This is a genomic window from Streptomyces sp. NPDC127106, assembly GCF_042677605.1.
In the GTDB taxonomy this organism is placed as follows: Bacteria; Actinomycetota; Actinomycetes; order Streptomycetales; family Streptomycetaceae; genus Streptomyces.
Genome location: NZ_JBHXTC010000038.1, coordinates 24,428 through 41,567 on the forward strand (window position 1 = coordinate 24,428; position 17,140 = coordinate 41,567).

Here is a 17,140-nt window from a genome sequence, read left to right on the forward strand (position 1 = left end):
GGGGTAAATCTGCACTTGTGCCCCATCAGGCGCCGTCCGTCACCCGCCTTTCGTCACACCGTGTGACCTGTGATCGTCGATGCGTTCCAAGTGGCCCCCGGGGGCGGAGGGATTGGTCGCCCACGGCACCGGAATCTCTCATTCCGGCTGCTCCGCAAGTGGCTTGACCGCGACGTAAGCGGGGCATAAGTTCTGCCCCGGCTTGCTCCACCAGGACGGGCCGTCGATCCGTCCTCAGGGGGGACTCTGTGAACCACTACACCGACGTTCTGAAGAAGTACGCCGTCTTCTCCGGCCGCGCCCGCCGGCAGGAGTACTGGATGTTCTTCCTGTTCAACATGGCCGCCGCGATCATCCTCGCCGTCGTCGACGGTGCGCTCGGCACCTACCCGCTGCTGTACGGGATCTACTTCCTCGCCGTCTTCGTCCCGTCCCTGGCCGTCGGCGTCCGCCGCCTGCACGACACGGGCAAGTCCGGCTGGTGGATGTTCATATCCCTCGTCCCGCTGATCGGCGGCATCTGGCTGATCGTCCTGATGGCCACCGAGGGCCAGCCGCAGCCGAACCAGTACGGCCCGAACCCGAAGGCCCTCCAGGCCTGACCCGGCCGTACACCGGCCGGCAGGCCGGTACGTCCGAACGCCTGAGCGCCGCCCCCGCTGGAGACAGCCGGGAGCGGCGCTCTCGCCGTCTCCGGGCCCGGTGAAGCCGCCGGTCAGGGCGCCGCACCGGGCACCGGGGTGACAAGCGTCTCGCGACGCATCGGGCAGGGGACTGTCCAGACCTGCCCGATCACGAGATATCTTGATGTCGAGCAATCTTGCAGACGTGAGACGCAGACTGTGGAGCGGAGCATCCGGTGACTGACTCGACCATCATCTACACGCACACTGACGAGGCCCCGGCCCTCGCGACGTATTCCTTCCTGCCTGTGATCCAGGCCTACGCGTCGACGGCCGGTGTGAATGTCGAGACCCGTGACATCTCCCTGGCCGGTCGGATCATCGCCTCCTTCCCCGAGTACCTGGAGGAGGGCCAGCGCATCGCCGACGCCCTCGCCGAGCTCGGCGAGCTGGCGAAGACGCCGGAAGCCAACATCATCAAGCTGCCCAACATCTCGGCCTCGATCCCGCAGCTGAAGGCCGCGATCGCCGAGCTCCAGGGCCAGGGCTACGCGCTCCCGGACTACCCGGACGACCCGAAGACCGACGAGGAGCGCGAGATCCGCTCCCGTTACGACAAGATCAAGGGCTCCGCCGTGAACCCGGTCCTGCGCGAGGGCAACTCCGACCGCCGCGCCCCCGGCTCGGTCAAGAACTACGCCAAGACCCACCCGCACCGCATGGGCGCCTGGACCGCCGAGTCCAAGACCAACGTCGCCACCATGGGCGAGAACGACTTCCGCTCCACCGAGAAGTCCGCCACCGTCGCCGAGAACGGCACGCTGCGCATCGAGCACGTCGCCGCCGACGGCGCCGTCACCGTCCTGCGCGAGTCCGTCCCGGTCCTGGCCGGCGAGGTCGTCGACGCCTCCGTCATGCGCGTCGCCGCCCTGCGCACCTTCCTCTCGGAGCAGGTCGCCCGCGCCAAGGCCGAGGGCGTGCTGTTCTCCGTGCACCTCAAGGCCACGATGATGAAGGTCTCCGACCCGATCGTCTTCGGCCACGTCGTGCGCGCCTTCTTCCCGCAGACCTTCGCCAAGTACGGCGAGGTCCTGACCGCGGCCGGCCTGTCCCCGAACGACGGCCTCGGCGCCATCCTGAACGGCCTGGAGTCCGTCCCGCACGGCCTCGGCGCCGAGATCAAGGCCTCCTTCGAGGCCGAGCTCGCCGAGGGCCCGGCCCTGGCGATGGTCGACTCGGACAAGGGCATCACCAACCTGCACGTCCCGTCCGACGTCATCGTCGACGCCTCGATGCCGGCCATGATCCGCACCTCCGGCCACATGTGGGGCCCGGACGGCCAGGAGGCCGACACCCTCGCCGTCCTCCCGGACAGCAGCTACTCCGGCGTCTACCAGGCCGTCGTCGAGGACTGCAAGGCGCACGGCGCCTTCGACCCGGCGACCATGGGCTCCGTCCCGAACGTCGGCCTCATGGCGCAGAAGGCCGAGGAGTACGGCTCCCACGACAAGACCTTCGAGATCGCCGCGGCCGGCACCGTCCGCCTCGTCGACACCGCTGGCAACGTCGTCCTGGAGCAGGAGGTGTCCGAGGGCGACATCTTCCGCGCCTGCCAGACCAAGGACGCGCCGATCCAGGACTGGGTTAAGCTGGCCGTCACCCGCGCCCGCGCCACCGGCGCCCCGGCCGTCTTCTGGCTGGACTCCACCCGTGCCCACGACGCGCAGCTGATCGAGAAGGTCAACGCGTACCTGCCGCAGCACGACACCGAGGGCCTGGAGATCAAGGTCCTGTCCCCGGTCGAGGCCACCAAGTTCTCCCTGGAGCGCATCCGCCGCGGCGAGGACACCATCTCGGTGACCGGCAACGTCCTGCGCGACTACCTGACCGACCTGTTCCCGATCCTGGAGCTGGGCACCAGCGCCAAGATGCTGTCGGTCGTCCCGCTGATGGCGGGCGGCGGCCTGTTCGAGACGGGCGCCGGCGGCTCCGCCCCGAAGCACGTCCAGCAGCTGGTCAAGGAGAACTACCTGCGCTGGGACTCGCTCGGCGAGTTCTTCGCGCTGGCCGCCTCCTTCGAGCACCTCGCCACCACCACCGGCAACGCCCGCGCCCAGGTGCTGGCCGACACCCTCGACCGCGCCACCGGCACCTTCCTCAACGAGGACAAGTCGCCGACCCGTCGCGTCGGCGGCATCGACAACCGCGGCAGCCACTTCTTCCTGGCCCTGTACTGGGCGCAGGAGCTGGCCAAGCAGACCGACGACGCGGCGCTGGCGACCGCCTTCGGTCCGCTGGCCAAGACGCTGACCGAGGCCGAGCAGACCATCGTCGGCGAGCTGATCGCCGTCCAGGGCTCCCCGGCCGAGATCGGTGGCTACTACCAGCCCGACCCGGCGAAGGCCGCCGCCGTCATGCGTCCGTCGGCGACCTTCAACCAGGCCCTCGCGACCCTGGCCTGAAGCCCGGCGGCCTCGCTCTGAGGCCTCCGCAGGTCATCCACGGGTCCGCCCCGGTCGGCAGCCGCCGGCCGGGGCGGACCCGTATCCGCCCGCGCGGACACCGTGTGTCGCCCCGGCCCCGAGCAGCTCCGGCACGGTCGGATGACCCGTGGCTGCTGAGCCACCGCTGGCCAACAGTGGCCCCTGGCGCGGGTGTTGCGCGTGCGTTAGCGTGCGGCCCGGAGCTGGGGGAGGCCTGGTGGCACGTCGCGACAACACGTCCCGCGCGGGAACGGGCTGCGCGGGCTACCTGCTGCTCAACGTCGTCGGGCTGGTCGGCTGCCTGCTGGCCCTCCCCGTCCTGCTGCCGGACCTGCTGGCCGAGCAGACCCCGCCGCTGGAGGTGGCGGGCATAGGCCGGTGGGCCGTCGCCTACGGCGTCCCGGTCGCCGCGGTCTGCCTGCTCACCGCCGTGGCGGGGCGGGGCGGGCGGTTCCTGTGGTGGCTGTTCCTGCTGCGTGCCGGCGTCCTGCTGGTCGTCGTCGCCGGGGCCGTGCTGTACGCCGAGACGCGGGTGGCCGGGCAGCCGTGGCACGTACGGGCGCCGGTCGAGGCCCTCGCGGCCGGGCTCGCGGCCCTCGTCGTCCACCTCGTCGTGCGCCGCTGGGACGAGCGGCGCGGGGCGCGCCCGCTCGCCGGCGAGGTGTGGCTGGCCATGGTGCCCCTGCGGGAGGACCCCGAGCGGCAGTTGCGGCACTACTGCGTGGTGCTGGAGACCGGCTCCGGCGCGGCCCAGGTCGCGCAGATCACCAGCAAGGACAAGGACGGGCGCCGCGACCACATCCGGATCCCGAACACGGGCTGGGACGAGGTGTCCGGCCGCCCGCACTGGGTGGAGATCGGCCGGGAGCCCCGCGTGGTGCCGTACCGCAGGTTCCTCAAGTCCCGTCCCCAGGGCCGCTGCCCGGACGTGGTGTGGGCGCAGCTCCGGGCCCGGCGGCCGGTGCCGCCCGTACCGGCGCGGCAGGCCGGCGCGGCCGCCCGGCTGCTGCGGCGGGTGCTCGTCAAGCACCGCGGCTGACCGGGGCCGGGCACGACCGTACGTCCGGACCGCGCCGGGTACGTCCGGACCGCGCCGGGTACGTCCGGACCGCGCCGGGTACGTCCGTCGGTCCGGCCGGAACCCGGGCCGCGGCCGTCCGTCAGAGGCGGTGGACGCGCTCCCCCGCGAGGCCGAGCGGACCCCGCCCGGAGGCCAGGATCCGCACCCCCGGGGCCGCGGCGAGCAGCTCCCCGAGCCAGGCCAGCGCCTGCGGGGTGAGGAACTCGCCGCCGTCCAGGACGAGCAGCACGTCCCGCTCCGCGAGCCACGAGAGGGTGCTCGCCGCCCCGCACGGCAGGAACGCCATCCCCGGAACGCAGCCCAGGGCCGCCGTGAGCTCGCGGATGCCGAAGCAGCGGTCGATGCGGACGACGGCGGCGCCGTCGCAGAAGTTGGACGCGAGCCGCTCGGCGATCTCCCGCACGAGCAGGCTCCGTGGTTCCCGGAACCGCCCGGTGACCGTCAGCACCCGGCCGCGCCGGACGGCCGTGAGCAGCCTGGACAGTTCGTCGGACGTCGCCGGGAGCGTCCCGGCACGGCCACGGCCTGATTCCCTCATCGGCACGATGCCCCCCATTGCATGCGTGTCCATGCGCGGCCAAGGGTGGATTCGGGCCGCGTGTCGACGATTATCCGCCAGTTCTGACGCAGTACCAGGGGAATACCGCAATCCGGAGAAACGATCCGCCCGTCCGCGTCCGACGTAACACAGTCGGGCCGCGCGCTGTACGCGCCAGCGGGAACGGTTGTCCGGAAGCCGGTCGATCGGCTCTACTGCTCTTCGGCCCGGGAGGCCACGCACATTCCAGGGAGGGCAGCCACGATGAGAGCGGACCGGAGAGCGGGCCGGCGCGCGCAACGGCAGGCCGGAACCCGAACCGAGCAGCGGCGCGCCGCGCACCGGCGTCGGCGGGGCTTCCGCGGCCGGCCCCTGGTGACCCTGCTCCTGTCCGGTTTCCTGCTCCTCGGCGTCTGCGCGGCCGGCATGGCGCTGGACCCCTTCACGGCCGGGGCCGGGCGGGACACCACCGTGCCCGGCATCGGCGAGCCCTGGTCCGGCGCGCCCGGAGCACCCGGCGCTTCCGGCTCCGATTCGGGTTCGGGCTCCGGCGGACGGGCGGCGCCCGCCCCCGGCAAGACCCGGGGGGGCACCGGAAACGGCAAGGGCCCGGCCCCCGCCCCGGACGCCGGCGACACCAGCGACCACCGGCCCGCGGGCGCCCTCCCGTTCGACATGCCCGAGCCGGCCGCCCTGCGCGCCGCGGCGGGCGCGGGCAGGAAGCTGGTGTTCGCGCACTACTTCACCCCCTACCCGCTCTCCCTCGACAACGTGCGCGCGGACAAGGACTACTACACCCGCAACTACCTGAACCCCGACGGCGAGAACGGCAAGCACGAGCGGTACGGCGGCCTGGTGCGCGACCGGCCCCTGCCCGTCAAGCCCAAGAGCGGCGACTGGGAGCTCGCCAACCTCCGCCAGGAGGTGCGCACCGCACGCACCGCCGGCCTCGACGGGTTCACCCTCGACCTGCTCTCCCTCAGCGGGCAGAACTGGGACCGGGCCAACCTCCTGATGGAGGCGGCCCGTTCGACCGACCCCGGCTTCAAGATCATGCTGATGCCGGACATGACCTCGCTGAAGACCGACGACCCGGCCGTCCTCGCGGACGCCGTCGCCGTCCTCGGCACGTCCCCCGCCGCCCACCGCCTCGGCGACGGCCGGCTCGTCGTCTCCCCCTTCAAGGCGGAGGAGAAGGACCCGGCCTGGTGGGGCCGCTTCATCGACCTGCTGAAGTCCCGCCACGGCATCCGCACCGCGTTCGTCCCGACCTTCCTCGACTTCGGCTCCCACCACGAGCGGTTCGCGCCGATCAGCCACGGCTTCTCCGAGTGGGGCTCGCGCAGCTACGTCGGCCAGGAGGGCGCCGCCCGCGACGTGCGGCGGGCGCACGACCTGGGCAAGGTGTGGATGCAACCCGTCTCCGTCCAGGACGTCCGCCCCAACCAGGGCGTCTTCGACGAGGCCGGCAACACCGCCACCCTGCGCACCACCTGGACCCGCGCCATCGACGACGGGGCCGACTGGGTGCAACTGACCACCTGGAACGACTACTCCGAGGGCACCCAGTTCGCGCCGTCCGTGCACAACGGCCACGCCTACCTCGACCTGACCTCGTACTACCTGACCCGGTTCAAGACGGGCAGCTGGCCGAAGATCGTCCGCGACACCCTGTACGTCACGGCCCGCACCCAGTTCGCGGCCGCCGACCCCACGGGCGACCAGTCCCTGGTGATGTCCCTGCGCAGGGGCAGCGCCGCGGCCCGCGACACGGTGGAGGTGCTCAGCTTCCTGAAGGCCCCGGCGACCATCCGCACCAGGACGGGATCGGCCACGGGCGCGCACGAGGCCCCGGCCGGACTCCACTCCACACTGCTGCCGCTGCGGACCGGCACCAACGCGGCGGCGGTGGTCCGCGGCGGGAAGACGGGCGCCAGGGCGGAGCTGCCCCGGCCCGTGCAGCGCACGGTCACGGTCCAGGACCTCCAGTACCACGCCGTCACCAGCGGCCGCAGCTGAGGCCCTGCGCCCGCGACCGGCCCTCGGTCCCGCGGCGGCCCGGGAGCTGCGACGGCTCCCGCGCCCGCGACCGGCCCCGGTGGCCGTCCGCCGGGAGCTGGGCCACCCTGGCGGGATTGGCCCTTCCGGGCCGCCCCGCCGCCGCCGATGATCCGGAGACGACCGCACCGTCCACTCCGCGGAGGATCCGTGACCCAGCCGACCAGCGACGCACCGAACGCCGTCCCGCCCGTGTTCCCCGACGGACCCGGCCTGTTCCGCCTGGACCCGGGCATCGCCCACCTCAACCACGGTTCGTTCGGCGCCGTCCCCGTCCCGGTCCAGGAGGCCCAGGCCGCGCTGCGCGACGAGGCGCACGCCGACCCCGACGCCTTCTTCATCGCCGCCCCCGACCGGATCGCCGCCGCCCGCACCCGGATCGCCGCCCACCTGGCGGCCGAGCCCGACGGGATCGCGTTCATCTCCAACGCCACCGAGGGCGCCAACCTCGCCCTCGCCGCCGTCCCGCTGGCCGACGGCGACGAGATCCTGGTCACCGACCACGGCTATGGCACCGTCACCGCGGCCGCCGCCCGCCGGGCCCCCGTCACCACCGTGGCCCTGGACCCGTCCCTGCCCGACGAGGACGCCGTCCGCGAGACCGTGCTCGCCGCCCTGACACCCCGGACCAAGGTGGCCGTCCTCGACCACATCAGCTCGCCCACCGCCCGGGTCATCGCCACGCCCCGGCTGCTCGCCGACCTCGCCGACCGTGGCGTCACCACCGTCGTCGACGGCGCCCACGCCCCCGGCATGCTCGCCGACCCGCTCGCCGTAGGCGCCGACTTCTGGTTCGGCAACCTGCACAAATGGGGCTACGCCCCCTCCGGCAGCGCCGTCCTCGCCGTCGCCCCCGCTCACCGCAGCCGGGTCCGCGCGCTGGTCCCCTCCTGGGAGGACCCGCAGGGCTTCCCCCGCTCCGTCGAGAACCGCGCCACCGCCGACTACACCGGCTGGCTCGCCGCCCCCGAAGGCCTGGACCTCCTGCACCGGCTCGACCCCGCCAAAGCCCGGGCCCACAACGCAGCGCTCGCCGCGTACGGCGCCGCCCTGCTCGCCGAACTCCCGGGGATCACCCCGCTGCCGTACACCGAGGGCCTGGCCATGCGCTCCCTGCGGCTGCCGCCCGGTCTGGCGGGGACCCCGGAGGAAGCCCGCGCCCTGCGCGAGCGGATCGCCGCCGAGCAGGGCATCCGGGTGCTGATCTGGCCGTGGCCGGGCGGCGGCGGCATCCGCGTGTGCGGGCAGCTCTACAACCGCCCCGAGGAGTACGAACGCCTCGCCGCCGTCCTGCCGACCCTGGTGAAGTGACCGTTCTCAGCCGCGCCTGAGCAGGTACGTGTCCATGATCCAGCCCTTGCGGGCACGGGCCTCGGTCCGGAGTTCCTCGATCCGGCCGGCGACCTCCGCCAGCTTCCCCTGCACCAGGATCTCGTCCGGGGTACCCACGTAGGCCCCCCAGTAGATGTACAGGTCCTGGTCCAGGTGGGCCGTGAAGGCGTGCCGCGCGTCCAGCATCACCACCACGTCGTCCGCGTCCGCGGGCCAGCCCTCGGCCAGCCGCCGCCCGGTGGTGATCTGGACCGGCCGCCCCACCCGGTTCAAGGTGGTGCGGTGTCGGGCCAGCAGCGAGGAGATGCTGCTCACGCCGGGCACGACCTCGTGCGAGAAGGCCACCCGGCCCCGCTCCAGCACCTCGTCGATGATCGCGAGGGTGGAGTCGTACAGCGAGGGGTCGCCCCACACCAGGAACGCACCGGTCTCGCCGTCCGCGAGGTCCTCGGCGATGAACCGCTCGAAAATCTCCGCCCGCGCGCTGCGCCAGCCGTCGACCGTCGGCGCGTACGCGGCCGGGGTCCGGTCCCGGTCCGGGTCCCGGCCCTCCACGATCCGGTGCCCGGGGCGGGCGTGCGCGGCGAGCATCTCCCGCCGCAGCCCGGTCAGGTCCGCCTTCTCCTCGCCCTTCTCCAGGATGAGGAACGCGTCCGCCGCGCCGATCGCCCGGACCGCCTGAAGGGTCAGGTGGTCCGGGTCGCCCGCGCCTATGCCGATCACTGAGAACTTCTTCACGCGGCTATTCTGCCCCCCATGCGTGCCGCCCTGTTCGTCACCTGCGTCAACGACGCGCTGTACCCCCGCACCGGGACCGCCGTCGTACGCCTGCTGGAGCGGCTCGGCGTCGAGGTGGACTTCCCCGCGGCCCAGAGCTGCTGCGGGCAGCCCCAGTACAACACCGGCTACCGGCGCGAGAGCGAACCGCTGCTGCGACGCACCGCCGAGGCCTTCGCCGGCCACCGCTACGTCGTCACCCCCTCCGGCTCCTGCGCCGCGATGATCCGCACCCACTACCCGCGCATCGGCCGCCTCGCGGAGCAGGAGGGCCGCGGCCCCCGGGCGGCCCGGCTCGCCGAGGACCTCGCCCCCCGCGTCTACGAGCTCACCGAGTTCCTCGTCGACGTCCTCGGGGTGACCGACGTAGGCGCCTACTTCCCGCACACCGTCACCTACCACCCCTCCTGCCACGGCCTGCGCGGGCTCGGGCTGGGAGACCGGCCGCGCCGGCTGCTCGCCGCCGTCAAGGGACTGGACCTCGTCGAACTGCCCGGCGCCGAGGAGTGCTGCGGCTTCGGCGGCACCTTCGCCGTGAAGAACCCCGACGTGTCGGCCGCCATGGGCGCCGACAAGACCGCCGCCGCGGCCGGCACGGGCGCCGAGGTGCTGTGCGGCGGCGACACCTCCTGCCTGGCCCACCTCGACGGCGTCCTGCGCCGCCGCGGCACCCCGCTGCGCACCCTGCACCTCGCCGAGATCCTCGCATCGACGGAGGAGGACCCCCTCGTATGACGGGCACGTTCATCGGCATGCCGGCCTTCCCCGCCTTCCCTACCTTCCCCGCCTTCCCCGACGCCGCGCGCGAGACCGTCCGGGACGAGGTCCTGCGCGCCAACCTGCGCCACGCCACGCACACCATCCGCGACAAGCGGGCCCGCGCCGTCACCGAACTCGCCGACTGGGACCGGCTCCGCGCGGCCGGCAAGGCGATCAAGGACCACACGCTGCGCCACCTCGACCGCTACCTGCTACAGCTGGAGGAGTCCGTCACGGCCGCGGGCGGCACCGTCCACTGGGCTGCCGACGCGGCCGAGGCCAACCGGATCGTCATCGGCCTGGTCCGGGCCACCGGCGAACGCGAGGTGGTCAAGGTGAAATCGATGGCCACCCAGGAGATCGGCCTCAACGAGGCCCTGGAGGCCGTCGGCATCGCCGCCTACGAGACCGACCTCGCCGAGCTCATCGTGCAGCTCGGCCGGGACCGCCCCTCCCACATCCTCGTCCCCGCCATCCACCGCAACCGCGCCGAGATCCGGGAGGTCTTCGCCCGGGAGATGGGCCGCTGGGGGCGCCCGGCCCCCGACGGACTCGGCGACGACCCGCGCGAACTCGCCGAGGCCGCCCGCCGCCACCTGCGCGAGAAGTTCCTGCGCGCCAAGGTCGCCGTGTCCGGCGCGAACTTCATGGTCGCCGAGACCGGCACCCTGGTCGTCCTCGAGTCCGAGGGCAACGGCCGCATGTGCCTGACCCTCCCCGAGACCCTGATCTCGGTGGTGGGCATCGAGAAGGTCGTGCCCACCTTCCGCGACCTGGAGGTCTTCCTCCAGACGCTGCCGCGCTCCTCCACCGCCGAGCGGATGAACCCGTACACCACCATGTGGACGGGCACCACGGCAGGCGACGGCCCCTCCGCCTTCCACCTCGTCCTCCTCGACAACGGCCGCACCGACGCCCTCGCCGACGAAGTCGGCCGCCAGGCACTGCGCTGCATCCGCTGCTCCGCCTGCCTGAACGTCTGCCCCGTCTACGAACGCGCCGGCGGCCACGCCTACGGCTCCGTCTACCCCGGCCCCATCGGCGCCGTCCTCAGCCCCCAACTGCGCGGCACCGGCAGCGCGATCGACGCCTCGCTGCCCTACGCGTCCACCCTGTGCGGAGCCTGCTACGAGGTGTGCCCCGTCGCCATCGACATTCCGGAGATCCTCGTCCACCTGCGCGAACGGGTGGTCCAGGGCGGCCCGGTGACCCGCGGGGGCATTCGCGTACGGATCCGGCCCGCCCACGGCCACACCGCCGAGCGGGCCGCGATGCGCGCCGCCCGGCTCCTCCTGGACCACCCGGGCGCGCTGCGCGCCGGGGAACGCCTGCTGGCCCGGGCCCGGCGCATCCGGCCGCGCCGGCTGCCGGGACCGGGACGGGCCTGGACCGACAGCCGCGAGCTGCCGCAGCCGCCGGCCGAGCCGTTCCGCGACTGGTGGGCGCGCGAGCGCGGCGACCGTGCCTCGCAGGACCGGGGCGAGCGGGGCGACCACGGCCGGGGCGGCCACGACCCAGGGGGGCGGACATGACCAGCAGGGAGGTCATCCTGGGCCGCATCCGGCGGGCGGTGGCGGCCCCCACCCCGACCCGCCCGGACCGAACCCTCCCGCCCGAGGACGGGGCAAGCCGAGACCGGGAGGACATCCCGCGGGACTACCTGCGCGTCCACGCCGCCCGCACCCGCGCCGAAAGCGCCGACCTCCTGGCCGCCCACCTCGCCGAGTACCGGGCCCGGGTCCACCGCACGGACGAAGCCGCCCTGCCGGCCCTCCTCGCGGCACTCCTGGCCGACCGCGGCGCGCGGACCGTCCTCGTCCCGCCGGGGCTGCCCGCGCCCTGGCTCGGCGCAGCCCGGCAGCATCGCGTTCCCGACCTCGGCGGGGACACCCCGTACGACCTGGACGCCGTCGACAGCGTGGTCACCGGCTGCGCCCTCGCCATCGCGGAGACCGGGACGCTCGTCCTGGACGGCAGCCCCGACCAGGGCCGCCGGCGCATCACCCTCGTCCCCGACCACCACATCTGCGTGGTCCGCGTCCCCGATCAGCTGGTGGACTCCGTCCCCGAAGCGCTGGAGCGCCTCGACCCGGCCCGCCCGCTGACCTGGATCTCCGGCCCCTCCGCCACCAGCGACATCGAACTCGACCGGGTGGAGGGCGTGCACGGCCCCCGGACCCTGGAGGCCGTCCTGCTCACCGCGTCCGCACAATAGGACGCATGCCCGCACACATCGCCCTCACCGCCCTCCTGGTCCGCGACTACGACGAGGCCATCGACTTCTACACGCGCGCGCTCGGCTTCACGCTCGTCGAGGACACCCCGCGTCCCGACGGGTCCCGCTGGGTCGTGGTCCGCCCGCAGGGCGCCACCGAGTCCGCACTGCTGCTGGCCCGGGCCAAGGAAGACGCCCAGCACGCCCGGGTCGGCGACCAGACCGGCGGCCGCGTCGGCTTCTTCCTCCACACCGACGACTTCGCCCGCGACCACGCCCGCATGACCGAGGAGGGCGTCCGCTTCCTGGAGGAGCCGCGCCACGAACCGTACGGCTCGGTCGCGGTCTTCGAGGACCTCTACGGCAACCGCTGGGACCTCCTCCAGCCGGCCCCCGAGGCGTAAGCCGGCTCGGGGAAGCGGGGCAGAGGCCTCCGCGACCGCTTCCCCGAGGCGGCTCAGGACCGAGGGGCGGCGGGGGCGCCGGGGGCGCCGGGGACGAGCCGCGGGGCCTCGGCCGCGGCGTCGACCGGCGGCCCGCCGGTCTCGACCCGCCGTGCCAGGTCCCGCGCCCACACCACCAGCCCCGGCACGTCGATCCCGTACACATCCGGCACCGGGGCGGGATCCAGGGCGTCGGCCCCGCGCCGCAGCAGCCGCGCCCCGCCCACGGTGTTCCCGCGGGCGGCATGGGTCAGGCCGACCGCCAGCTGCGCGAGCCCGCGCCACAGCGGCGCCTCCGGCCCGGGCCCGGACTTCCAGGCGTCCTCGAACACCTCGTGCGCGTGGAACGGCATCCCGGCGTCCAGCAGCCGCTGCGCCTCCCCGACCGTCTCGGCCGGCGTCCGCACCACCCCCTCGGGCTGGCGCGGCACGCCGGGCTCCCCGTGGGGCAGCGGCCGCCCCAGCCCGTCCCGCGGCCGCGCACTCCGCGCCCGCCCGGCAGCGTCTCGGTCCCGTCCGTCCATGCGGCCATCCTGCCCCGCGACGGATACCCGTGCATACACACCCCTCAACGTGGGGTAATGTTCTGCATGTGCCGCCGGGACGGCAAAACCCCAAGTGGGAAGCCCTCCGGAGCACAACGGGACGTGGCGCAGCTTGGTAGCGCACTTGACTGGGGGTCAAGGGGTCGCAGGTTCAAATCCTGTCGTCCCGACTTGCGAATACGCAGGTCAGAGGCCGTATCGGAAGCATCCGATACGGCCTCAAGATCGTTTTTGGGGACCAACTGGGGACCAAGCCGGTCTGAACGGGTCAGACGGCGGCCATTGCCGTGAGTGGCAGTGAACGAGGTGCGCGGAGCATCATGAGGTGCGCAGAGAGTGCGGCACCAGCTGCTGTGATCTGGTCAGCGTCGGGGTGCAGGTAGCGCTGGGTGGTGGTCAGTGAGCCGTGTCCGGCGATCTTGCGTAGCACGTGCAGTGGGACGCCGGCGTCGGCGAACCATGTCAGTCCGGTGTGGCGGAGGTCGTGCCGCCGGAGGTGCTCGAAGCCGAGCTCGGTGACGACGTCGTCCCAGTGCGTGGCGTCGCGCAGGACCGCGGTATTCGCCGTGCGACCGGGCCACCAAGGCCTTCGCGAGGGCCTGGAGGGTTTCCCAGTCGGGCAGGGCCAACGCACGAGGGTCATTCAGTTCGTCCTCGACCAGTTGGTATTGGCGCTGCCAACCGCTGACCCTCGCAGGGTTGACCTTGATGAGCCCGTCTCGAACGGCTTGCTCCATCACGCGCACGAGGACCGCGATGGTGTTCTTGACGGTGGAGCGGCTGTGTTCGTCAGCGATCCACCGGTAGACCGTCCGGTCCATGGCGCCGTTGGTGATCAGCCGGACCGGAAGATGGCCAAGGGAAGGGACAACGCGGAGCCGCCAACCGGCTAGATAGGGGTCGAGCGTCTTGAGTTCCAGCCCCCGGAGAGCGAGGTCCATGTTCGTGGTGCCGTAGTCGGCCAACGGCATCGTGGCGAGCGCTGGGTCGGGTCAATGCGGTCAGGTGCCTGTCATAGGCGATGGTGGCGGTACGGGAGTCGGGGTCGGTCAGGGCTGCTGCGCGTGCCACGACCCAGGCAGCGGACGCGACGGGCGCGCAGGCGGCACGCATGGAGCCGGAGGCGTCGACGGCGATACCCACGCGCAGCGGTGGGGTGGGGGAGTTCCGGCGGCGGGTGTGGGTGAACGGTTCCGCGGTGGGGACCGACCCGGCCGCGCGTTGAGCGTCCCGGGCGAGGGCCGCGCGCATATTGAGGCGGCCGGGCGGGGTGGGGCTGGTGGTCCGCTCCTCGGTCCGCTCGCGGTAGGCGGCGGCACGCAGGGCGCGGCTCAGCCGTGCGGCGGCACTCTGCTCGGCGGCGGTGGGCCTGCGGGTACCGGTGACCGGGTTGCCGTAGGGCGCCGGTGTGCCGTCGGGGGCGACGGTGGTGCCACGGGCGTTGAAGACCGACTTGGCGGTGGCGGCGGCTTTGCGTCGCTGGCTGGCCCGCTGGGCGCGGTCCTGAGCCTGCGCTGTGGACTGCGCGGCCTTGGCGTTGGTCGCTGCGGCCTGTGCCGCGAGGTCGGCGGCGTCGGTGGCTGCCGTGCTGTCCATGACGACCCCCACGGCGCCGGACAGCAGATCGGTGAGGTTCTCCGGCACGGGCAGGGCAGGGGCCGCGGTGTCCAGAGCGTCGCACCATTCTTGAGCGTGCGCGAGCATGGTCGTGGCGTCGTGGTCGGCGCACTGGTGGGCTGCAGTCCAGATGCGGGTGACTATGGCCAGCAGGCCTGCGCCCAGCGCCGTTTCGCACAGATCGGCGACGGCCCGGGTCTCGCCGGCGTCCAGGATGCCGACGTCACGGCGGCCGAGGACCAGGGCCGCCACGGCGGCGGCGTGCTCGATGCCCTGGAGGGTGGGGTGGGCGAGGTCGGGCATGACCAGGGTTCGGGCACTGGTGCGCAGGTACGTGCGGTCCGTGGGCCGCGTGATCAGGTGTGCGCCTTCGACACGGCTCTCCTCCAGCAGGAGCGCGGCCTCGACGACACGGGGGTTCGCTCCGGCTGGCGCCGTCCAGACGGAGTGGGCCGCGTGCGCGGCCTCGTGGACGAACACTCCCCAGGCGGCGGGATACCGCTCCTCGTCGCCCACGATCCGCGGATGGATCTCGTGGGGCTGGAGCGGGGCGAACAGGCCGGCGTCGAACTCGACCTCGCCCAAAGTGGGGAAGAACGCGGCCGGTGCGCCGCTGCGCGTGCCGGGGCGGCAGGTGACGAGGAGGTCCTGGCGGCCGGAGAGGGCGACCAGCCGATCGCCGAGTTCGGCTCCCACGCGCAGCCGCGCGTCCGGGGAGGAACGGGGTTGCGCGGGCGGGGCGCCGTCGTCGTCCCATCGCGCGAGGTCGGCGTCGTCGTCCGGCGTGATGGCGGGGGCCTGGACGTGGTGGTGGGCGCTCATCGCGAGCGGCCCCGGTGCGCGGAGCCGGTGACGCCCGGGGGCTGCCGGACGGCCGAGGCGGACAGCTGCTTGCCGAGGGTGAGGGGAGCGACCTCCTTGACGCCGACAGCCTTGATGACGGCGGCGGCGACGGCGTCGCGATCCTCCAGAGGAGCGATGCCGACCAGGTTCGCGAGCGCGGCTTTGGTGCCGAGGACGGCCTCGGTCTTCTGGTAGCTGAGTTCGTGTTGGCCGGCAGCCCGCCGCCAATGGCCGGGAACAGGTACTCGTGGTCGGCAGACGCCCCGCCGGTTCAGCGTCCGCAGTGGCGCATCCAGGAGGGCGAACACGCGCCCAATCAGGCCCAGGCCGCACTGGCGCTGACCGGGCATCGGCTCGACAACCTCCGAGAAGGACCTGACAAACGGTCCCGGTCCGCCAAAGTCCCCTATCCATAGGTTATTTTGACTGGCCTGTCCGTCTCGAATCGACTGCCATGACGAACGAAGGGAAACGCCATGAGGATCACCAGGACTGCACGTAGGACGCGGGCCAGGATTGCCGTGTCCGTCGCGGCCCTGGCCGCGGGCTCACTCATACTCACCGCCTGCGGCGGAAGCAGCGACAGCGCCGGCAAGCTCGACGGTACCTACTACATCAAGGACGTCAACGGCACGTCCAAACTCGGCCAGCTGGTCGTCAAGGGCAACAGCGTCTCGCATCATGAGTACGGCTGCGAGGGTGTCTACGAGAAGCCGGGCGTGACCAGCACCGGCGAGTTCAACAAGGATCAGTCCCAGATCATATGGACGGTCGCCGGAGACGACACCCGCAACAAGCGGACCGGCAGCGAGCCAATCTCGACCAGCAACACCTCGATCAGCATCAGCGGTAGCGCGTACGTGCGTGACAACTCCGATGCCGGCAAGGCACTGTTGGACGGCTTCAAGACCAAGTGTGCCAAGTAGCGTCGACATCCCGCCGGCCGGCGAGCAGCACTGAACCCCGTGGGCATCGCGTCCACGGGGTTCTGTCCGTCCTCGGCTGGTCAAGCCTCTGGCGCCTCCTCCTGAAGCTGCGGCGCCGGGTATGGACGACGCACCCGGTGAGGTTGATCGTTCTCACCGGGTGCGCCAGGCCTCCACGCTCGCCCTCGATCGGAGGATCAGTCCTCCTCGCCCCGGCCTCGGCGGGGGCCAACGGCCGGCCGCGGCTGCGGCTCCGGGGTCTCCACGCTCCGGGGGGCCGGATCGGCAGTCCGGCGCGGACGTGGAACCGGAGCCCGCCCCGGCGAAGGAGCCGGTGCAGGAGCCGGCGGCCGCGGAGCACGCCCCGGCGGGGCAGGCGTCGGGCGCGGCGTCGGCGCCTGGATCGAACCCGGCTGACCCGCTGCCTGCGTCCGACCCGGAGTCCGCGCACCAGGCGCAGCCGGAGCACCGGCCCCTGGCTGCCTCGGAGTCGAGGAGCCGTCGCGGCGGGCGTTGTTCACGGGCAGCAGCCGGTCACTGTTCGTCTGCGCCTCGGCCTGCTCCGGCCGTGCTGGCGGCCGGATGGGGGTCTGGGCCCGAGCCGGGGCAGGGGTGCTCTGAGCGGAGGGCGTGGGACGCGCGCTCGGCGCACCCGGCCGCGTCGGAGCCGGAGCAGGTGCCGGGGCAGGCACGGCGTCGCCGCCGAAGCGCTGCGGTGCGGCCTGCTGGTTGCCGTCCTGTTGGCTCTGCGCACCCTGGGAACCCGCGCCGAACTGGGTCGGACGCGCGCTCGGCGCACCCGACTGCGTGGGACGCGCGCTCGGCGCACCCGGCCGCGTCGGAGCCGGAGCAGGTGCCGGGGCAGGCACGGCGTCGCCGCCGAAGCGCTGCGGTGCGGCC

14 protein-coding genes, 1 tRNA gene and 2 pseudogenes are annotated in these 17,140 nt (G+C 73.1%); 11 read left to right on the forward strand and 6 right to left on the reverse strand.

The features are described 5' to 3' along the window. Nucleotides 1–248 precede the first annotated feature (248 nt). The 3 genes from ACFVGY_RS26580 (at nt 249) to ACFVGY_RS26590 (ending at nt 4,145) form a co-directional block, all read left to right on the forward strand. Nucleotides 249–602, forward strand: a complete 354-nt coding sequence (locus ACFVGY_RS26580; RefSeq protein WP_385681494.1) for a DUF805 domain-containing protein — start codon at nt 249–251, stop codon at nt 600–602. Between the two features lie 257 nt (nt 603–859). After that, nucleotides 860–3,085, forward strand: a complete 2,226-nt coding sequence (locus tag ACFVGY_RS26585; RefSeq protein WP_385681496.1) for an NADP-dependent isocitrate dehydrogenase — start codon at nt 860–862, stop codon at nt 3,083–3,085. A 238-nt stretch (nt 3,086–3,323) separates the two neighbouring features. Beyond that, nucleotides 3,324–4,145 (forward strand): hypothetical protein, encoded by an 822-nt coding sequence (locus ACFVGY_RS26590; protein ID WP_385681498.1) that lies wholly within the window; start codon nt 3,324–3,326, stop codon nt 4,143–4,145. 121 nt (nt 4,146–4,266) lie between these two features. Here the strand turns inward: ACFVGY_RS26590 and ACFVGY_RS26595 are convergent, their stop codons facing one another. Continuing rightward, entirely contained in the window at nt 4,267–4,758 is a 492-nt protein-coding gene (locus ACFVGY_RS26595; protein ID WP_385681499.1) for a hypothetical protein, read from the reverse strand. A gap of 231 nt (nt 4,759–4,989) precedes the next feature. Between ACFVGY_RS26595 and ACFVGY_RS26600 the strand changes: the two genes are divergently transcribed. Together ACFVGY_RS26600 and ACFVGY_RS26605 are read left to right on the forward strand one after the other, a co-directional pair. Further along, nucleotides 4,990–6,744: an endo-1,3-alpha-glucanase family glycosylhydrolase gene (locus ACFVGY_RS26600; protein WP_385681501.1), complete on the forward strand. Its 1,755-nt coding sequence runs from the start codon at nt 4,990–4,992 to the stop codon at nt 6,742–6,744. 189 nt (nt 6,745–6,933) lie between these two features. Then, complete coding sequence (locus tag ACFVGY_RS26605; protein ID WP_385681503.1) at nt 6,934–8,094, forward strand: aminotransferase class V-fold PLP-dependent enzyme; 1,161 nt, start codon at nt 6,934–6,936, stop codon at nt 8,092–8,094. 6 nt (nt 8,095–8,100) lie between these two features. On the opposite strand, the gene cobF is transcribed toward ACFVGY_RS26605, so the two are convergent. Next, complete coding sequence (gene cobF / locus ACFVGY_RS26610) at nt 8,101–8,853, reverse strand: precorrin-6A synthase (deacetylating) (RefSeq protein WP_385681505.1); 753 nt, start codon at nt 8,851–8,853, stop codon at nt 8,101–8,103. 18 nt (nt 8,854–8,871) lie between these two features. Between cobF and ACFVGY_RS26615 the strand changes: the two genes are divergently transcribed. Genes ACFVGY_RS26615 through ACFVGY_RS26630 form a run of 4 tightly spaced genes read left to right on the forward strand, consistent with a single transcriptional unit; the run spans nt 8,872 to nt 12,270 of the window. After that, entirely contained in the window at nt 8,872–9,627 is a 756-nt protein-coding gene (locus tag ACFVGY_RS26615) for a (Fe-S)-binding protein (protein WP_385681507.1), read from the forward strand. Then, nucleotides 9,624–11,183 carry a lactate utilization protein B gene (locus tag ACFVGY_RS26620; protein ID WP_385681509.1) on the forward strand — a complete coding sequence of 520 codons (1,560 nt, stop codon included), beginning with the start codon at nt 9,624–9,626 and terminating at the stop codon, nt 11,181–11,183. The genes ACFVGY_RS26615 and ACFVGY_RS26620 overlap by 4 nt, the downstream gene beginning before the upstream one ends. Next, nucleotides 11,180–11,866, forward strand: coding sequence for a lactate utilization protein C (locus ACFVGY_RS26625; protein WP_385681511.1), 687 nt, complete (start codon nt 11,180–11,182; stop codon nt 11,864–11,866). Before ACFVGY_RS26620 ends, ACFVGY_RS26625 begins: the two co-directional genes overlap by 4 nt. A gap of 5 nt (nt 11,867–11,871) precedes the next feature. Continuing rightward, entirely contained in the window at nt 11,872–12,270 is a 399-nt protein-coding gene (locus ACFVGY_RS26630; protein WP_385681513.1) for a VOC family protein, read from the forward strand. A 53-nt stretch (nt 12,271–12,323) separates the two neighbouring features. On the opposite strand, the gene ACFVGY_RS26635 is transcribed toward ACFVGY_RS26630, so the two are convergent. Continuing rightward, nucleotides 12,324–12,833: a DUF309 domain-containing protein gene (locus ACFVGY_RS26635; RefSeq protein ID WP_385681515.1), complete on the reverse strand. Its 510-nt coding sequence runs from the start codon at nt 12,831–12,833 to the stop codon at nt 12,324–12,326. Nucleotides 12,834–12,950: 117 nt separating this feature from the next. Between ACFVGY_RS26635 and ACFVGY_RS26640 the strand changes: the two genes are divergently transcribed. Continuing rightward, nucleotides 12,951–13,024: transfer RNA gene (locus ACFVGY_RS26640), tRNA-Pro, on the forward strand. A gap of 98 nt (nt 13,025–13,122) precedes the next feature. On the opposite strand, the gene ACFVGY_RS26645 is transcribed toward ACFVGY_RS26640, so the two are convergent. The 3 genes and pseudogenes from ACFVGY_RS26645 to ACFVGY_RS26655 all read right to left on the reverse strand — a co-directional run. Next, entirely contained in the window at nt 13,123–13,497 is a 375-nt protein-coding gene (locus ACFVGY_RS26645) for a tyrosine-type recombinase/integrase (RefSeq protein ID WP_385681517.1), read from the reverse strand. A gap of 272 nt (nt 13,498–13,769) precedes the next feature. Continuing rightward, a pseudogene (locus ACFVGY_RS26650) lies at nt 13,770–15,293 on the reverse strand (hypothetical protein); the annotation flags it as partial. Continuing rightward, nucleotides 15,290–15,514, reverse strand: a pseudogene (locus tag ACFVGY_RS26655) (hypothetical protein); the annotation flags it as partial. The pseudogenes ACFVGY_RS26650 and ACFVGY_RS26655, both read right to left, overlap by 4 nt. A 321-nt stretch (nt 15,515–15,835) precedes the next feature. Here ACFVGY_RS26655 and ACFVGY_RS26660 point away from each other — a divergent pair. Further along, complete coding sequence (locus ACFVGY_RS26660) at nt 15,836–16,240, forward strand: hypothetical protein (RefSeq protein ID WP_385681519.1); 405 nt, start codon at nt 15,836–15,838, stop codon at nt 16,238–16,240. Nucleotides 16,241–17,140: the final 900 nt, after the last annotated feature.